The organism is Streptomyces sp. NPDC046261, from assembly GCF_040646235.1.
In the GTDB taxonomy this organism is placed as follows: domain Bacteria; phylum Actinomycetota; class Actinomycetes; order Streptomycetales; family Streptomycetaceae; genus Streptomyces.
Genome location: NZ_JBEYZU010000029.1, coordinates 1 through 16131, shown reverse-complemented (window position 1 = coordinate 16131; position 16131 = coordinate 1). Strand labels below are relative to the sequence as shown.

Annotated in this window: 16 protein-coding genes and 2 tRNA genes; 14 read left to right on the top strand and 4 right to left on the bottom strand. The window is 74.0% G+C overall.

Features of this window, described 5'->3' with window-relative positions:
* The first annotated feature begins 57 nt into the window (after window positions 1-57).
* The 6 genes from ABZ956_RS29220 to ABZ956_RS29195 all read left to right on the top strand — a co-directional run bounded on the left by ABZ956_RS29220 (window position 58) and on the right by ABZ956_RS29195 (window position 5110).
* A tRNA-His gene (locus ABZ956_RS29220) sits at window positions 58-130 on the top strand.
* A 145-nt stretch (window positions 131-275) separates the two neighbouring features.
* On the top strand, window positions 276-482 hold the full coding sequence (locus tag ABZ956_RS29215) for a cold-shock protein (protein WP_361900042.1): 207 nt from the start codon (window positions 276-278) through the stop codon (window positions 480-482).
* Window positions 479-1816 (top strand): extracellular solute-binding protein, encoded by a 1338-nt coding sequence (locus tag ABZ956_RS29210; RefSeq protein WP_361900039.1) that lies wholly within the window; start codon window positions 479-481, stop codon window positions 1814-1816. Before ABZ956_RS29215 ends, ABZ956_RS29210 begins: the two co-directional genes overlap by 4 nt.
* Window positions 1813-2802, top strand: coding sequence for a sugar ABC transporter permease (locus tag ABZ956_RS29205; RefSeq protein WP_361900036.1), 990 nt, complete (start codon window positions 1813-1815; stop codon window positions 2800-2802). Before ABZ956_RS29210 ends, ABZ956_RS29205 begins: the two co-directional genes overlap by 4 nt.
* Before the next feature lie 9 nt (window positions 2803-2811).
* Complete coding sequence (locus ABZ956_RS29200; protein ID WP_361900034.1) at window positions 2812-3678, top strand: carbohydrate ABC transporter permease; 867 nt, start codon at window positions 2812-2814, stop codon at window positions 3676-3678.
* A gap of 37 nt (window positions 3679-3715) precedes the next feature.
* Window positions 3716-5110 carry a GH1 family beta-glucosidase gene (locus ABZ956_RS29195; RefSeq protein ID WP_361900031.1) on the top strand — a complete coding sequence of 465 codons (1395 nt, stop codon included), beginning with the start codon at window positions 3716-3718 and terminating at the stop codon, window positions 5108-5110.
* A gap of 7 nt (window positions 5111-5117) precedes the next feature.
* Here ABZ956_RS29195 and ABZ956_RS29190 read toward each other — a convergent pair whose 3' ends face one another.
* Window positions 5118-5939, bottom strand: coding sequence for a fused MFS/spermidine synthase (locus tag ABZ956_RS29190; protein WP_361900136.1), 822 nt, complete (start codon window positions 5937-5939; stop codon window positions 5118-5120).
* Between the two features lie 91 nt (window positions 5940-6030).
* Window positions 6031-6552, bottom strand: coding sequence for a hypothetical protein (locus tag ABZ956_RS29185; RefSeq protein WP_361900028.1), 522 nt, complete (start codon window positions 6550-6552; stop codon window positions 6031-6033).
* 220 nt (window positions 6553-6772) lie between these two features.
* Here ABZ956_RS29185 and ABZ956_RS29180 point away from each other — a divergent pair, with 220 nt between their 5' ends.
* Entirely contained in the window at window positions 6773-8149 is a 1377-nt protein-coding gene (locus tag ABZ956_RS29180; RefSeq protein ID WP_361900025.1) for a tetratricopeptide repeat protein, read from the top strand.
* Window positions 8150-8234: 85 nt separating this feature from the next.
* Here ABZ956_RS29180 and ABZ956_RS29175 read toward each other — a convergent pair whose 3' ends face one another.
* Window positions 8235-8828, bottom strand: coding sequence for a histidine phosphatase family protein (locus ABZ956_RS29175; RefSeq protein ID WP_361900022.1), 594 nt, complete (start codon window positions 8826-8828; stop codon window positions 8235-8237).
* Between the two features lie 207 nt (window positions 8829-9035).
* Between ABZ956_RS29175 and ABZ956_RS29170 the strand changes: the two genes are divergently transcribed.
* The 7 genes from ABZ956_RS29170 (at window position 9036) to ABZ956_RS29140 (ending at window position 15397) form a co-directional block, all read left to right on the top strand.
* On the top strand, window positions 9036-10025 hold the full coding sequence (locus tag ABZ956_RS29170) for a phosphatase PAP2 family protein (RefSeq protein ID WP_361900019.1): 990 nt from the start codon (window positions 9036-9038) through the stop codon (window positions 10023-10025).
* On the top strand, window positions 9946-11151 hold the full coding sequence (locus ABZ956_RS29165) for a hypothetical protein (RefSeq protein WP_361900017.1): 1206 nt from the start codon (window positions 9946-9948) through the stop codon (window positions 11149-11151). Before ABZ956_RS29170 ends, ABZ956_RS29165 begins: the two co-directional genes overlap by 80 nt.
* Window positions 11142-12728: a hypothetical protein gene (locus tag ABZ956_RS29160; RefSeq protein WP_361900014.1), complete on the top strand. Its 1587-nt coding sequence runs from the start codon at window positions 11142-11144 to the stop codon at window positions 12726-12728. Before ABZ956_RS29165 ends, ABZ956_RS29160 begins: the two co-directional genes overlap by 10 nt.
* Before the next feature lie 8 nt (window positions 12729-12736).
* Complete coding sequence (locus ABZ956_RS29155) at window positions 12737-14077, top strand: AAA domain-containing protein (RefSeq protein ID WP_361900133.1); 1341 nt, start codon at window positions 12737-12739, stop codon at window positions 14075-14077.
* Between the two features lie 111 nt (window positions 14078-14188).
* Window positions 14189-14557: a hypothetical protein gene (locus ABZ956_RS29150; RefSeq protein WP_361900011.1), complete on the top strand. Its 369-nt coding sequence runs from the start codon at window positions 14189-14191 to the stop codon at window positions 14555-14557.
* A gap of 134 nt (window positions 14558-14691) precedes the next feature.
* Window positions 14692-15267: a bifunctional DNA primase/polymerase gene (locus ABZ956_RS29145; RefSeq protein ID WP_361900008.1), complete on the top strand. Its 576-nt coding sequence runs from the start codon at window positions 14692-14694 to the stop codon at window positions 15265-15267.
* Between the two features lie 56 nt (window positions 15268-15323).
* Window positions 15324-15397, top strand: a tRNA-Lys gene (locus ABZ956_RS29140).
* A 99-nt stretch (window positions 15398-15496) separates the two neighbouring features.
* On the opposite strand, the gene ABZ956_RS29135 is transcribed toward ABZ956_RS29140, so the two are convergent.
* Window positions 15497-16131, bottom strand: a 635-nt coding sequence (locus ABZ956_RS29135; RefSeq protein WP_361900005.1) for a M6 family metalloprotease domain-containing protein, incomplete at its 5' end; no start/stop codon positions are given.

Below are 16131 nucleotides of genomic sequence, written 5' to 3'. Positions count from 1 at the left end.
CCCCCGAAGACCCTGTACACTTTTTCTCGGCCGGTGGGAAACGCACCGGACGACATGGTGGGTATAGCTCAGCTGGCAGAGCACCTGGTTGTGGTCCAGGATGTCGCGGGTTCAAGTCCCGTTACTCACCCTGATCAAGAGCCCGATCCGCGAAAGCGGGTCGGGCTCTTGTCGTTTTGTAGTCCTCAGGAGTGACGCACGGCGCGTACGGGGGAAGTTCACCCCAGGTCCGGGGAATGCTGAGGTGCCGGCATCGGACGAAGGGCTCATGACCAATGGCAACAGGCAAAGTGAAGTGGTTCAACGCCGACAAGGGCTTCGGCTTCATCCAGCAGGACGACGGCGGCCCGGACGTGTTCGTCCACTTCTCCGCCATCGCGGGCACCGGATTCAAGGAGCTGCACGAGAACGACCCGGTCTCCTACGACGTCACCCAGGGACCGAAGGGACCGCAGGCTGAGAACGTCGTCGTCCAGAGGTGACGCCGGCCTGGTCGAGCGGTCCCTACCGGCGCCGGGCCCTGCTGCTCGTGGCCGCCGCCGCGCTCGTCCTCGGCGTCAGCGTGCTCGACGGCTGCGCCAAGGACGGCGGGGACGGCGAAGCGGACCGCCCCGGCGGCACCGGCAGGACCACGGTCACCATCGGCACCTTCGGTGTCTTCGGCTATAAGCAGGCGGGGCTGTACGAGGAGTACGAGCGGCTCCACCCGGGCGTCACGATCAAGGAAAGCGTGATCGAGCGGAACGACGCCTACTACCCCCAGCTCCTCACCCACCTCGCGGCGGGCAGCGGGCTCGCCGACATCCAGGCCATGGAGGTCGGCAACATCCACGAGGTGGCGGCCGCCCGGGGCGATCTCTTCGTGGACCTGGGCAAGGCCAAGGGCGTCCGCAGGAGCGACTGGCTGCCGTGGAAGTGGGCGCAGGCCACCACCCCCGACGGCCGCACCATCGGCCTCGGCACGGACATCGGCCCGATCGCCGTCTGCTACCGCAAGGACCTCTTCCGGCGGGCCGGGCTGCCGACGGACCGGGAGGCGGTCGGCCGGCTGTGGGCCGGTGACTGGCAGAAGTACATCGACACCGGCATCGCCTACGCCCGGCGGGCCCCGGCCGGCACGGTCTTCACCGACTCGGCGGCCGGGATCTACAACGCCTCCGTCCACGCCTACCCCGAGCGCTACTACAACCGGCGGGGCAAGCCGGTCTACGCCGGCAGCCCGGCGGTCAGGACCTCCTGGGACCTGGCCATGCAGGCCGTGCGGGGCGGGCTGACCGCACGGCTCAAGCAGTTCGAGAAGCCCTGGGACCAGGCGTACGCCAACGGCCGCTTCGCCACCGTCGCCTGCCCGCCCTGGATGCTCGGCTACATCAAGGAGAAGTCGGGCCCCGCCGGCAAGGACAAGTGGGACGTGGCCGCCGCCCCCCGGCCCGCCAACTGGGGCGGCTCCTTCATCGGCGTCCCGAAGGCGGCCCGGCACAGGGCCGCGGCGATCGAGCTCGCGGTCTGGCTGACCGCGCCCGCCCAGCAGGCCAAGCTCTTCGAGCGGCAGGCCGCCGTCCCCTCCACCCCGGCCTCGTACGCCATGCCGCAGGTCAAGGACGCGCGCAATCCCTACTTCGGCGGCGCCCCCATCGGGGCGATCTATACGGCGGCGGCCCGCTCCGTCCCCACGCTGGTCTTCGGCCCCCGGGAGGCACAGATGGGCACGGCGTTCACCGACGTCGGCATCCCCCAGGTCGAACAGCAGGGCAGACCGGCGCGCGCGGGCTGGAGGGCGGCGCAGAAGGAGATCGAGAACGCGGTGGACGAATGACCGCCACGACCACCGTGGTGGAGGGCTCGCCGGCCGGCGACGCCGAGGAGCGCGGGCGCGGCCGGGCGGGCCCGGGTCGCTGGCGCAGCCGGCTGTACCGCTGGGACCTGCGCTACAGCCCCTACGCCTTCGTGGCCCCGTTCTTCCTCTTCTTCGTGGCATTCGGCCTCTTCCCCCTCCTCTATACGGGCTGGGCCTCACTGCACCGCGTGGAGCTGATGGCCCCCGACCGCATGCAGTGGGCCGGCCTGCACAACTACGCCCGGCTGCTGGGCAACGACTTCTTCTGGAACGCCCTGCGCAACACCTTCACCATCGGCGTCCTGTCGACCGTGCCGCAGCTGCTGATGGCGCTGGGCCTGGCCCACCTGCTCCACTACCGGCTGCGCGCCGCCACCTTCTGGCGGGTCGCCCTGCTGACCCCCTACGCCACCTCGGTCGCCGCCGCCACGCTCGTCTTCGTCCTGCTCTACGGGCGGGACTACGGCATGGTGAACTGGGCGCTGGGCGCGCTGGGCGTCGGCCCGGTCGACTGGCAGAGCGGCACCTTCTCCTCGCAGTTCGCGGTCTCCTCGATCGTGATCTGGCGGTGGACGGGCTACAACGCGCTGATCTATCTGGCCGCCATGCAGGCGGTCCCCGACGAGCTCTACGAATCGGCGGCGCTGGACGGCGCCTCGCGCGGGCGGCAGTTCCGGCACATCACCGTGCCCGCGCTGCGGCCGACGATCCTCTTCACCATCGTCGTCTCGACGATCGGGGCGACCCAGCTCTTCGGCGAACCGCTGCTGTTCGGCGGGGCGGGCGGCCAGAAGGGCGGCGCCTCGCACCAGTTCCAGACCCTCGGCCTCTATCTCTACGAGCAGGGCTGGTTCAACTACCACCTCGGGCGCGCCTCCGCCGTCGCCTGGACGATGTTCCTGATCCTGCTGCTGATCGCCGCCGCCAACGGGCTGATCGCGCGACGCCTGCGGAAGGACCGGTGAGTCGGTGCCGTGACGCCCCTTCGCCCCAGGACCGCGGGCCCGGCCCGGCGCGCGGGACGGCAGCTGCACGCCGGGCCACTCGCCTATGCCGTGCTGACGCTGTTCACCATCGGCTCGCTCTTCCCGCTGGTCTGGACGGCGGTGGCCGCCTCGGGCGACAGCGCGCGGCTGTCCCGCACCCCGCCGCCGTTCTGGTTCGGCGGCCGGCTGCTGAAGAACCTCGGCTCCGCGTGGAGCGACGCCAACATGGGCCTCGCCCTGTTCAACACGGCGCTGGTCGCCGGGACCGTCGCGCTCGGCACCGTGCTCTTCTCCACCGTCGCCGGCTTCGCCTTCGCCAAGCTGCGGTTCCGCCTCAAGGGCGCCCTGCTCCTGCTGACCGTCGGCACGATGATGGTCCCGCCGCAGCTGAGCGTCGTCCCCCTCTTCATGCTCGTCGCCGGCCTGGGCTGGACCGACCAGCTGCAGGCCGTGGTCCTGCCCACCCTGGTCAGCGCCTTCGGGGTCTTCTTCATGCGGCAGTACCTTCTCGAGGCGCTGCCCACCGAGCTGATCGAGGCCGCCCGCGTCGACGGGGCGAGCAGCTGGCGCGTGGTGTGGCACATCGTCTTCCCTGTCGCCCGGCCCGCGATGGCCGTCCTGGGCATGCTCTCCTTCGTCCAGGCGTGGAACGACTTCTTCTGGCCCGTCATCGCCCTCACCCAGGAGAACCCGACCGTGCAGGTGGCCCTCACCGGGCTCGGCCGCGGCTACGTACCCGACCAGGCCGTGGTGATGGCCGGGGCACTGCTGGGCACCCTGCCGCTGCTGCTCGCCTTCACCCTGTTCGGCAGACAGATCGTCGGCGGCATCATGCGGGGCGCGGTCAAGGGCTGACGTCCGCACGTTCCCTCACCCCCCTCGGAGCGTCTTCATGACCATGAACTTCCCGCCCGGCTTCCTGTGGGGCGCCGCCACCGCCGCCTACCAGGTCGAGGGCGCGGCCCGGGAGGACGGCCGCACCCCCTCCATCTGGGACACGTTCGCCCACACGCCCGGCCGGGTGCTGGGCGGTGACACCGGCGACACGGCCACCGACCACTACCACCGCCGGCACGAGGACGTGGGCCTCATGGCGGAGCTGGGCCTGGGCGCGTACCGCTTCTCCGTCTCCTGGCCGCGCGTCCAGCCCACCGGCCGCGGGCCCGCCTCCCGGCGCGGGCTCGACTTCTACCGGGCGCTCGCCGACGACCTCCTCGCCCACGGCATCCAGCCCGTGCTGACCCTCTATCACTGGGACCTCCCCCAGGAGCTGGAGGACGCGGGCGGCTGGCCCGAGCGCGAGACCGCGCACCGCTTCGCCGACTACGCGCACCTGGTCGGCGAGGCGCTGGGCGACCGCGTCGGGCTGTGGACGACCCTCAACGAACCCTGGTGCAGCGCCTTCCTCGGCTACGCCTCCGGCGTGCACGCACCGGGCCGTACGGACGACGCGGCGGCCCTGCGGGCCGCCCATCACCTCAACCTGGCACACGGCCTGGGCGCCCAGGCGCTGCGCGCCGTCGTGCCCGGGGCGCGGCTGTCCGTGGCGCTCAACCCCAGCGCCGTACGGGCCCGGACCCCCTCCCCCGGGGACGTGGACGCTCAGCGCCGCATCGACGCCCTGTCCACGCGTATCTTCACCGAGCCCATGCTGCGCGGGGCGTACCCCGCCGATCTGCTGGCCGACACGGCGGCGATCACCGATTGGTCGTTCGTCCGCGACGGTGACGTGGACGTCATCAAGCACCCCCTCGACGCGCTGGGCGTCAACTACTACGCACCGTCAGTGGTATCAGCCGCCACTGACAATCGCCCCGCCCGCGCCGACGGCCACGGCGGCGAGCGCTCCCCGTGGCCGGGTGCCGGGGGCGTCGCCTTCCACCAGCCGCCCGGCAAGCGCACGGCGATGGACTGGTCCGTCGACCCGACCGGCCTCTACGACCTGCTGATGCGCTTCGCGCACGAGGCCCCGGGCCTGCCCCTGATCGTCACCGAGAACGGCGCCGCCTACGACGACAAGCCGGGCGCCGACGGCACGGTGCACGACCCCGAGCGCATCGCCTATCTGCACGCCCACCTCGAGGCGGTGCTGCGGGCCCTGACTGACGGCGCGGACGTGCGCGGCTATTTCCTGTGGTCGCTGCTGGACAACTTCGAGTGGGCGTACGGCTACAGCAAGCGCTTCGGCGCGGTGTACGTCGATTACGCCACCGGGGCGCGGACGCCGAAGTCCAGCGCACGCTGGTACGCGCGGCTGGTGCGGACGGGGCAGCTGCCGCCCTGCTGAGGGCGGGTCACTCGAAGACGGAGGGCGGCGGAGCCGGGGACGGGCGGGCGCTCGCGTCGGTGACGGGCGCCGCGCCGCCGGTGAAGTCGGCGAGGGCCCGGCCGTGTTCGACCCTGCCCTGGTGCGGGTCGGTGGCGGCGCGCCGTGTCAGCTCGGCGACCGGCAGCTCGCGGTCGGCGGCGAGCAGCACGGCGTTGCCGAAGCGGCGGCCGCGCAGCACCGCCGGGTCGGCGGTCAGGCACAGCTCGGAAAAGACGGTCCCTACGGTCGCTATCTGGGCCTTGACGTGGGCGAGCGGCGGGCCGTCGGCGAGGTTCGCGGCGTAGAAGCCGCCCGGCCGCAGCGCCCGGCGCACCTCGCTCGTGAACTCGGTGCTGGTCAGGTGCGCGGGGGTGCGGGCGCCGCTGAAGACATCGGCGATGATCAGGTCCGCCCAGCCGTCGGGCACCTTGGCGAGCATCTCGCGGGCGTCGCCGCCGCGCACCCGTATGCGCCAGGTGCCCTCCAGGGGGAGCTCGCTGCGCACGAACCGCACCAGCGGTGCGTCGATCTCGATGATCTGCTGGGTGGAGCGGGGCCGGGTCGCGGCGATGTAGCGGGCGAGCGTGAACGCGCCGCCGCCGAGGTGCAGCGCCTGGATGGGCTTTCCGGGCGGAGCGACGAGGTCGGCGATGTGGCCGAGGCGGCGCTGGTAGGCGAAGTCCAGATAGGCCGGGTCGTCGAGATCGACGTGGGACTGCGGCGCCCCGTCTATCAGCAGGGTGCGCCCGCGCGGCCGGTCGCGATCGGGGACGAGCTCCGCGAGACCGCCCGCCACCTGCGCGGATATCGGTTCCGCGGCGCGGGTGCGCCCTTGCTTCTGCTTGTCTGCTGCCCCACGTCGTGCCACCCGTCCAGTATCGCCGGTGCCGGGCGGGGGGCTAACGGCAGCGGTCGACGGCCTCGATCGTGCGGGCCGCCTCGCCGAGCGCGGCCCGCAGCACGGCGGGGTCGGTGGCGGCGCCGTAGGCGGCCTCGGGCGCGACCAGCCAGCCGGTGCCGGTGACGGGCGGCTCGGCGAAGGCGCCGGTGCGCAGTCCCCGCCCGAAGGTCTGGGTGCAGGCGCTGCCCGGCATGTCCCAGCCGTCCGCCGTGCCGGGGGGCACGAGGAAGCCGAGGGTGTCGCAGTCGCCGTCGTGCAGGACGGGGCCGACGCCGTCGCGCAGCCGCAGGATGTCGACCGCTTCCAGGCCCTGGCGGGCGGGCACGGTCACCAGGTCGCACGGCCGGCCGGCGTCGAAGTCCTCGTAGCCGGCCGGCGGCGGGTAGGGGGACCGGCTGCGGTCCTGACGCGGCTGGTGCAGCGCCACCGTCGTTCGCGAGCCGCCGCCGATGTCCAGTCCGGCCTCCGCCACGGGAAACCCCTCCTCACGCCGTGCCCACTCCGCGTCGAGCGTCCTCACGCTCTTCACGGTTCAACGCCCGGGGGCGTCAACGGCTACGGCGCCATGCCGCTGCAAAGGATGGCAGTTCATGGCGGATGGCAGGTGGGATATCCGGTTTGTAGGCAAACAGGATGTAGTGGCTCCGGCACAGCCGGTACGGTCATCACGCCACACGGCAGCACAGCCGCCCGCCCCGCGGGTTGCCCGAGGGGCGGCTCGCCAGGGAGAGGGTCCGGCCATGGCGTCGCACCGCGCGTCCTCGTCACCGCGTCCGAACACGGCCTTCCGGGAGCTGCGGGGGCAGCGCTCACCAGGCGAGTTCGCGGCGGCCGTCCGCCGTGCGGCCCGTGAGATCGGCGAGCACGTCTCGTGCGACGCGCGCTACATCGGGCGCGTCGAGTCCGGCGAGATCCGCTGCCCCAACTACGCCTACGAGCGGGTGTTCCGGCATATGTTCCCCGGCCGGGAACCGGCGGACATGGGCTTCGCACCGCGCGAAACAGTGCGCGGACGGGGGGCGCGCGAGAAGGGCCACGCGCCCTCCGGGCAGACCGAGAGCCCGGCCGAACGCCGTACCCCCGGTGCGGTGGACGGCTCCTTCGACAGCACCGAGGAGAGCGACGTGTTGCGTCGCGCGTTCATGACCACCGGCCCGGCCGCCATGGCCGCCGCTTCCCTGGCCACCGCCCCGGCCGCCCGTGCGCAGCGCCACGCGGGCGCGGCCGAGGCCGCCGCCGTGGAGCAGGCGGTGCGGCGCATCCGGCTGCTCGACGACCGGCACGGCGCCGACGGCCTCTACCGGCGGGCGGGCCGGCCGCTGAAGGCGGCGTACGACCTGCTCGACGCCCAGGCGCTGCGGCAGTCGGTGGCGGACCGGCTGCACGCGGGGGCCGGTGAACTCGCCATCTCCGTGGGCTGGCTGGCGCACGACTCGGGCCGCTTCGCCGACGCCCGCTCGCACTACGCGGAGGCGCTGGCGACCGCGCGCGTGGCGGGGGACGCCGGCCTGGAGGCGCACGCCTTCTGCAACACCGCGTTCCTCGCGCGGGACGCCGGGCGGCCCCGGGAGGCGGTGCGCGCCGCGCAGGCGGCGCAGCGGGCGGGGCGGCAGCTGGGGTCGGCGCGGCTGATGTCGCTGCTGACACTGCGGGAGGCGGGCGGCTGGGCGCGGCTGGAGGACCGGGCGGCGACCGAGGAGGCGCTGCTGCGGGCGCGGACGCTGTTCGGGCGTGGGGCGTGCGAGGCGGATCCGGAGTGGATGAGCTTCTTCGGCGAGGCGGAGCTGGAGGGGCTGGAGGCCCAGTGCTGGTCCGCGCTCGGCGACTGGCGGCGCGCGGCGGAGCACGCGGAGCGTGCCGTCGCCCTGCAGGACCCGCACTTCGCGCGGAACATCGCGCTCTACACCGCCCAGCTGGCCGGTGACCTGGCCCGGGCCGGGGCCGTGGACGAGGCGGCGGCCGCGGGGGGCCGTGCCCTGGCCCTGCTGGACCAGGTGCAGTCGGCCCGCATCCGCACGATGCTGACCTCGACGGCCCGCCTGCTCCGGCCGCATGCGGCGCATCCGCCGGTGGCCACGTTCCTGGCCCGGCACGAGTCGGCCGCGCAGCCGGCCTGAGCGGGCCGCGCGCCGGAGCGCGACGCCGGCCGGAGTTCCGGGTTTGGACTCCGCCCGGCGACTGACTGTCGTGGCGTCCGGCCGGTCAGGCGAGGTGGCCGGTGTCGTTCCAGCGCTCGAGGGCGGGCGCGCCGTAGGCCCAGCCCAGGACGGACAGCGAGGTCGGGTCGAGCCGGATGCGGGAGCCGAAGAAGATGTCCTCGCCCAGCCACCGCGCGGCGATCGTGCGCAGGATGTGGCCGTGGGCGAAGACCAGGACGTCGCGCTCGGCCGAGCGGGCCCAGCGCACGACCTCGTCCGCGCGCGCGGTGATCGCCTCCCGGCTCTCGCCCTCGGGGACGCCGTCCCGCCAGATCAGCCAGTCCGGGCGCCCCGCCTTGATCTCGGCCGGGGTCATGCCCTCGTACGCCCCGTAGTCCCACTCCAGCAGCGCGTCCCAGTCGGTGGCCCGGTCACCGAAGCCGGCCAGCTCACAGGTCTCGCGGGCGCGCACCAGCGGGCTGGTGCGGATCTCCACGTCCGGCAGGGCGTCCCAGGGGGCCCGGTGCAGCCGCTCGCCCAGCAGCTTGGCGCCGCGCCGCCCCTCGTCGAGCAGCGGGATGTCCGTGCGGCCGGTGTGCTTCCCGGACAGCGACCACTGCGTCTGTCCGTGCCGGGCCAGCAGGATGCGCGGTGCCATGGTGAGGCCCCTTCAACATTTCGGTGACTTTCCGCGTCCATCATCACTCACGTCACCCTCAGGCAACCCTTCGGCCATTCCCGACGTCTCCTCCCCAGCACCGTGAGGTTTGTGTGAAGGCCGGGGCGGTGTGCGAGCAATGTGGCGTACACCGTACGGTTGCTAGCGCGCTTGTTTGGTCGCCTGAGCATATGGAGAGCCGTCCCGATGTACCGCACCGCACCACGAGGGAAGCGGCCGCGCTGGTGGACCGAACTGCCACTGATAGCCGTGGTGTACGGGCTGTACTCGGCGGGCCGGCTGCTGGTCAGAGGCGATGTGCAGACCGCCGTCGATCACGGTCTGTCGATCCTCGATCTTGAAAAAACGTTTCGAATAAACTTCGAGCACCCGCTCAACCGGCTGTTCACCGACCACGCCTCGATCGGCATACCCGCCGATTTCGCCTACGCCTCGCTGCATTACCTCCTCACCCCCGCGCTCCTGGTCTGGCTCTTCAAGCGCCGCCCCGACCAGTACCGCCGGATGCGGACCTGGCTGATGGTCTCCACCCTCATCGGCCTCATCGGCTTCACCCTCATGCCCACGTGCCCGCCGCGGCTGCTCGACCCGGCCTACGGCTTCGTCGACACGATGCACCAGTACTCGGCGTACGGCTGGTGGGGCGGCGACGCCAGCGCGCCGCGCGGGCTGGGCGGGCTCACCAACCAGTACGCGGCGATGCCGAGCCTGCACGTCGGCTGGGCCCTGTGGTGCGGCGCCGTGCTCTGGCGCCAGGGGCGCGCCACCTGGGCGAAGATCGCGGGCGTCGCCTATCCGCTCGCCATCACGCTCGTGGTGATGGGCACCGCGAACCACTACTTCCTGGACGCCGTCGCCGGCGCCGCCGTCATGGGCGTGGGCTATGTGCTGGCCCGGCCCGCGCTGCGGCTCGCCGAGCGGGTCCGTGGCCTGCTGACCCGCGCGATACCCGGGGAAACCACCGGGACGCCCGCGATTGTCAGTGCCGGATGCGAGACTTCGGCGGGTACAGCGCTTCCCCGGACGTCCTTCCCCGGCTCCCCGGCCGGAGCCGGCCGCCCGGGGGCGCCGGAGAGACTTCGCGAGGCGGACGCCAGTGACCAGATCCCTCGACAGCAGGCCCGGGGCGAGGCCGGGGACAGCCGCACCGACGGCGCTGCGGCAGCGGCTCGCTGAGCTGCGCGGCCCCTCCGTCGCGCCGCTCCCCCTCGACGCCCGCGCGCTCGCCGCGCTGGCCGCCAACCCCGGCTGCCGTCGCCGCGCCCTGCTCGACGGCGCCGGTGTGGACAAGGCCGCGCTGGCCCGGGCGCTGGGCGCGCCGGCGACGTTCGGGCAGTCCCAGTTCGCGTTCGTCCGCGGCCACGCCTTCGAGGCCCGGGTCAAGGGCGACGGCGGCGCGGAGCTGATCCGCCTGCTGCACGAGCGGCTGGCCGACGCCGGTGCCCCGCCGCCCGGACCGGACGACATCGACCGCCCCGAGGTGTCGGCCGCCGGGCCCGAGGGCCGCACGGCCCGTACGGCCCTGGCGCTGCGCGAAGCCACGGCCGCCGGCCGGTGGGCGCTGCTGGACCACCCCCTGCTGGCCCTGACCGTCGCCGGGACGCCCAGCTACCTCGAGCCGGACGCGGTCGTCGTGCATCCGGACGGCAGCTGGACGGTCGTCGAGATCAAGTCCTTCGCGATGGTCGACGGCTCGGCCGACTCCGCGAAGGTCGGCGCCGCGGCCCGGCAGGCGGCGGTGTACGCGCTCGCGCTGGAGTCCGTGGCCGAGCGCGTCGACAAGGGCGCCTCGGTGCGCCATCACGTCCTGCTCGTCTGCCCCAAGGACTTCTCCAACCTCCCGGACGCCGCCCTCGTCGACATCCGCAGACAGCTCGCCACGACCCGCCGCCAGCTCGGCAGGCTCACCGGGGTGGCGGACATCGCCGCCGCGCTGCCGGACGGCACGAGTTTCGACCTCCGCCTGGCCGAGGACGGCCGCACCCCGACCCGTCCCGCGCGGGAGCTGGCCGCCGCCGTCGACACCGTGGCGGCGGCGTACGCGCCCGAGTGCCTGGCCGCGTGCGAGCTGGCCTTCCATTGCCGTGCCCGCGCGCGGGCACAGGGCTGCGTCCAGGCCCTGGGCCGCGGGGTCCGCGCGGAGCTGGGCGGGCTGACCACCGTCGAGGCCGTGCTCGCCGCGGCGGCCGGCGAGGCCGGTGACCCCGGGGACCCGACGGTGGCCGCACTGCGCCGCGCGGCGGCGCTGACCTCGGAGGCGCTGGCGGAGCCGGGTGAGCCGGGGGCGGCGACATGTCGCTGATCAGCACGCTCGCACGGCTGGAGGCCGTACGGGAGGGGCGGGCACGGCCCCTGACGACCGTGCGGCACCGCCACCTGTCCGAGAAGCCGCTCGTGTTCGTGCCGCTGACCACGGCCGGCGAGGCCGGGGCTCCGCTCGGCGCCATGGTGGGCACCGACCGGGACGCGCCGCGGCTGCTGACCGTGGCGCAGCCGCGCGACCGGGACCTGCGGTTCGCCTTCCTCGCCGAGCTGGCCGCCGAGATGCTGCCCTACCTCGAGGGCTACGGCGACGACGTCGAGCGCGAGGAGCGCAAGGAGACCGATCCGGAGACGGGGAAGAAGGTGCCGGTCGAGGTCGAGCTGTGCGCGGACGCGCCCCAGCTGCTGGTGCCGGGCGCGGCCGGCGTGGAGTACGTACGGCTGCTCGGCCGCTCGATGCGCTTCCGCCGCACCGCCGAGCAGGACCCCGAGGCCGCCCACCCCGCTCCCCCGCGCGTACCGCTGCTGGGCCGCTGGCTGACGCATTTCGGGGAGCGGGCGCACGTACCGGGCTCGTCGCTGCTGCTGGCCATGACACAGGCGCTGGGCCGGCACTGGGCGACGGGCCAGAGCGTGCTGGAGGACCAGCATCTGGGGGCGCTGCTCGCCTGGATCGACCCGCCGCCGGGCACGTCCGGCGCGCGGGCGGCCCTGCGGGCGGAGCTGGAGCGCGACGCGGACGGGCTGCCGGTGACCCCGCCCGCGGGCCCCGCGACGGACCCGGTCTTCGACAACAAGCTCCTGGCCCCGGCCGTCGCCCGCTACGACCGCGCCCGCGCCGAGGCCCTGCAGGCCGCGCCGCACCGGGCCGCGGCCGCGCGGGCGGAGCTGGCCGGCGCCGAGCGGGCCGTCCGCGAGCTGCTCGAGTCCCAGCTGCGCCCCACGTGGGACGCCGTCTGGCGCGGCGTCGACCTGCTGCGCGCCCTCCCCGAGGGCGGCCACGTCGCCGAGCGCTGGAAGCGGGACCGCTGGTCGTACACCGCGCACCGCGACCGCGTCCGCGCCGGCGAGCCCCCGCAGCCCCGGCGGGACGACGCGGTGACGGCGGCCCGCAAGCTCGCGGCCCGCGAGAGCGCGCAGGCGCGGCTGGACGCCCAGGAGGCGCTGGACGATCCGCTGGTGATGGCCGGGCGGCGGCTGGCCGGCGAGGCGTTCGCCGGCGAGGTCACCGAGGTGGTGATGGCGTATTCGGAGGCGAAGGTCCCGCGCCCCCGCCCGCTGGTGACCGTCCGTACGGCGGACACCCCGCAGCTGTCGGACGGCGTGAAGCTGCACCGCGTGCTGCCGGACGGCAGGGCGCAGCCCGCCGAGTTCGTGGCGTACGAGCCGGACGGCGCCCTGACCGTACGACTGACCGGCGGAATGGGGCGCGGCAAAGTGCCCGACACGGGCTCGGTGCCCGGGCCGGGTGACCGCGTGTGCTGGACACTCTTCGAACACGCGCCCAGGGGCGGCCCCGAGCTGCCCGACCCCGAGCAGACCCCCTGGACCCACGGCGGCCCGCCGGCCGCCGCGGCCGAAGCCCCCGACCCTGTGACCGCGGAGGACCGTCTGTGACCGTACGCATGGCGCGGGGCCGCGCCTTCGACCCCGCCGGAGCCGCGGCGGCGGCCACGGACGCCATCCTGCGCGACACCCTGCACAGCCCGCACCGCGGTGTGGTCGTGGACTCCCCGCCGGGTGCGGGCAAGTCCACGCTGGTGGTGCGGGCGGCGCGCGAGCTGGCCGGCGCGGGCCGCCCGCTGATGATCGTCGCGCAGACGAACGCGCAGGTGGACGACCTCGTGCTGCGGCTGGCGGAGCAGGATCCGGAGTTGCCGGTCGGCCGGCTGCACAGCAACGAGCGGCATCCCTACGACCCGGCGCTCGACGCGCTCGACCAGGTCGTGCCGTCGGCGAAGGCGGCGGAGCTGTCCGGGCTGGACGTCGTGGTCTCCACGGCCGCGAAGTGGGCGCACACGAAGGTCGCCGAGCCGTGGGGGCACGCGATCGTCGACGAGGCGTACCAGATGCGCTCGGACGCGCTGCTCGCGGTGGCGGGGCTGTTCGAGCGGGCGCTGTTCGTGGGCGACCCCGGCCAGCTGGATCCGTTCAGCGTGGTGGGGGCCGAGCAGTGGGCGGGGCTGTCGTACGACCCGTCGGCGAGCGCGGTGAGCACGCTGCTCGCGCACAATCCCGGTCTTCCCCAGCACCGGCTGCCGGTCTCCTGGCGGCTGCCCGCCTCGGCCGCGCCGCTGGTCTCCGACGCGTTCTATCCGTACACGCCCTTCCGCAGCGGCACCGATCACGGCGACCGCCGGCTGGCCTTCGGGGTGCCGTCCGACGGCTCGGGCCCGGACCGGGTGCTGGACGAGGCGGCCGTCTCGGGCTGGGGCCTGCTGGAGCTGCCCGCGCGCCATACGCCGCGCACGGACCCGGAGGCGGTCGCCGCGGTGGCCCTGGTGGTGCGGCGCACACTGGACCGGGGAGGGGCCGTGACCAGCGAGCGGTCGCCCGCTCCGGTGCCGCTGACGGCGGACCGGATCGCGGTGGGCACGGCCCACCGCGACCAGGCCGCGGCCGTCCGCGCGGCGCTCGCGGACCTGGGCGTCGAGGGGGTCACGGTGGATACGGCCAACCGGCTCCAGGGCCGGGAGTTCGATGTGACGGTGGTGCTGCACCCCCTGTCGGGCCGCCCGGACGCGACGGCGTTCCACCTGGAGACCGGGCGCCTGTGCGTCCTGGCCTCCCGCCACCGGCACGCGTGCGTGGTGGTGTGCCGGGCGGGCGTCGACCGCCTGCTGGACGAGCACCCGTCGACGGAACCGGTGCAACTGGGGGTGACGGTGAAGTTCCCGGACGGCTGGGAGGCCAATCACGCGGTGCTGTCCCACCTGGCCGAGCACCGCGTCACCTGGCGGCCCTGAGCCGGAGCGTTGCCCGCGGCGGGGCGGGCCTGTGCCGGGCCGAGGGGCGGGGGCGCACTTGCGCGCGGCAGGACAATGGATGACGGTGCAGACGATTCTGGAGGTATGTACATGTGCGAGCCGAAGCAGGCTCCCGGCGCGCAGGACAGTGCTCCGCGCCGCCTGAAGCCCGCGCAGCTGCTCTTCGAGCCACCCGAGGCCGTCGCCGATCCCGAGCATTTCTTCGACCTCGAGTCGATCGAGGACCCGCGTGAGTTGCTGGCCCGCTCCACGGAGCTGGCGCTGGCCTTCCGCGCGGCCGCGGACCGGGCGACAGAGTTCCAGGCGGTGGCGGCGGCTCAGCTCGCCGATCCCCGGCGCTTCGACAGGCTGTCCCCGGCCGTGATCGCGGAGCGCGCCGAGTGGAGCGAGGACTACGCGAAGAAGATGGTCGAATTCGGCCGTGAGCTGCTGCGCGGCAGCAACAGCACGGTCGAGTGACCCGTACGGCCCATGATCTCGATCATGGGCCGTTGGCATATGCGGCGCACAAGGTAGCGCACGGCACCGCACCCTGTCCCGAATTCGGGAAACTCCCGCAGGCGGACCCGGTGGCGCCGCCGACCATAGGGGCCATGAGCTCCTGGCCGCACCCTCCGCACCCCGTCCGCCACCGGCCCGCCGCCCCCCTCGTCACGCTCGCCGGGGCCGACTGGCTCGCCTCCGCCAGCCGGTCCCCCGGCGGCGTCCACGCCCTGTGGGCCGACAACGCCACCGCCCCGGCCGTCCTGCCCTGCGGCAAGGTCTTCGACGTGATCGGCGCGCCGACGCTGTTCGGCCGCCGGATGCTCGACCACCTGTGGTCGCCCGCCGGTCCCGGCTCGGGCCCGGTGGCGGCCCAGCGCGGCAGGCTGCTGCTGTTCGCCGCGCCCGGCACGGCCCAGCGGCTGCCCGCCCTGCTGGCCTGGGAGGAGTGGGGCGAGGACGAGGAGGGCGGCCGGGCCCTGCCCCCGCTGCTGTCGTACGGCACGGGCGACGCCGTGACCGTGCCCCCGCTGTATCCGCAGCCCGACGAGAGCGGGCCCACGGCCGCCCGCTGGCTGGTGGCGCCGGAGACCCGCCACCCCTGGCTCCCGGGCGCGGACGCCCTGCTGTGGGCCTGTGTCCGGGCGGCCAGGGCGGCCTCGGTACCCATGTCCGCGCGGGGCTGAAACATACGGATTTTCGTTCCACCGGATCAGGGTGCTAAAGTCTTCCACGTCAGCAGGCGCCGCTAGCTCAGTTGGTTAGAGCAGCTGACTCTTAATCAGCGGGTCCGGGGTTCGAGTCCCTGGCGGCGCACAGACGGGCGAAGGGCCTCATCGAAAGATGAGGCCCTTCGTCGTATGCCAGGACCAGGACCAGGACCAGGACCAGGACCATGGCCGCAGCCCACCCAGGTCACCCCCGCCTCACCTTCACCGTCCAGGCGCCGGTCGCGGTGTGGCCGCGTACCTCCACCCGGACCCCGTCCGCCGCCGAGCCCAGCGACTCCCCGGGGCCGAGCGGCGCGTCCGCCAGCGGTGGGTAGACGGACTGGCCCCAGCAGGCGTGCCCGCCCGGATGGCCGTCCAGCACCTGGATGGGCCCGCCGCCCGAGGCGGTGTCGCTGCGCACCCGGTAGACCAGCACCCCCTCGGTGCAGGTGGCCGCGTCGTTCCCGCTGGCGCCGCGGGCCTCGACGACGATGGCGCTGGTCGCGCCCGTACGGACCACGACCATGCGGGTGCGGGAGTCCGTACCGGGGTGCATCGGGGCCTCGAGGGGCTGGAGGGCGTGCAGGGTGGTGCCGGGGCCGTTGACGCAGTCGACCTGGCGCGCGGAGAGCCAGCCGAGCTTCCACTTGTGCCAGCCGAAGGGGTCCGAGGCCAGTCCGAACTGGCTGCCCATGAGGTCCCAGTCCCCGACGTGGGTGTCCCAGTCGCCCTTGCCGTCCGTCGGCCGGTGGTAGAGGTCGGGCAGGTCCAGCACATGGCCGGTCTCGTGGGCGAGGACGTTGCGGTCCGGCGGGTGGTGTTCGAAGACGGTGACGACGC

Excerpts from the sequence above, each read along its gene's own strand:
- ABZ956_RS29160 (WP_361900014.1), top strand. The coding sequence starts at position 11,142 with ATGTCGCTGATCAGCACGCTCGCACGGCTGGAGGCCGTACGGGAGGGG.
- ABZ956_RS29205 (WP_361900036.1), top strand. The coding sequence starts at position 1,813 with ATGACCGCCACGACCACCGTGGTGGAGGGCTCGCCGGCCGGCGACGCC.
- ABZ956_RS29155 (WP_361900133.1), top strand. The coding sequence starts at position 12,737 with ATGGCGCGGGGCCGCGCCTTCGACCCCGCCGGAGCCGCGGCGGCGGCC.
- ABZ956_RS29145 (WP_361900008.1), top strand. The coding sequence starts at position 14,692 with ATGAGCTCCTGGCCGCACCCTCCGCACCCCGTCCGCCACCGGCCCGCC.
- ABZ956_RS29195 (WP_361900031.1), top strand. The coding sequence starts at position 3,716 with ATGACCATGAACTTCCCGCCCGGCTTCCTGTGGGGCGCCGCCACCGCC.
- ABZ956_RS29215 (WP_361900042.1), top strand. The coding sequence starts at position 276 with ATGGCAACAGGCAAAGTGAAGTGGTTCAACGCCGACAAGGGCTTCGGC.
- ABZ956_RS29150 (WP_361900011.1), top strand. The coding sequence starts at position 14,189 with ATGTGCGAGCCGAAGCAGGCTCCCGGCGCGCAGGACAGTGCTCCGCGC.
- ABZ956_RS29170 (WP_361900019.1), top strand. The coding sequence starts at position 9,036 with ATGTACCGCACCGCACCACGAGGGAAGCGGCCGCGCTGGTGGACCGAA.
- ABZ956_RS29175 (WP_361900022.1), bottom strand. The coding sequence starts at position 8,828 with ATGGCACCGCGCATCCTGCTGGCCCGGCACGGACAGACGCAGTGGTCG.
- ABZ956_RS29180 (WP_361900025.1), top strand. The coding sequence starts at position 6,773 with ATGGCGTCGCACCGCGCGTCCTCGTCACCGCGTCCGAACACGGCCTTC.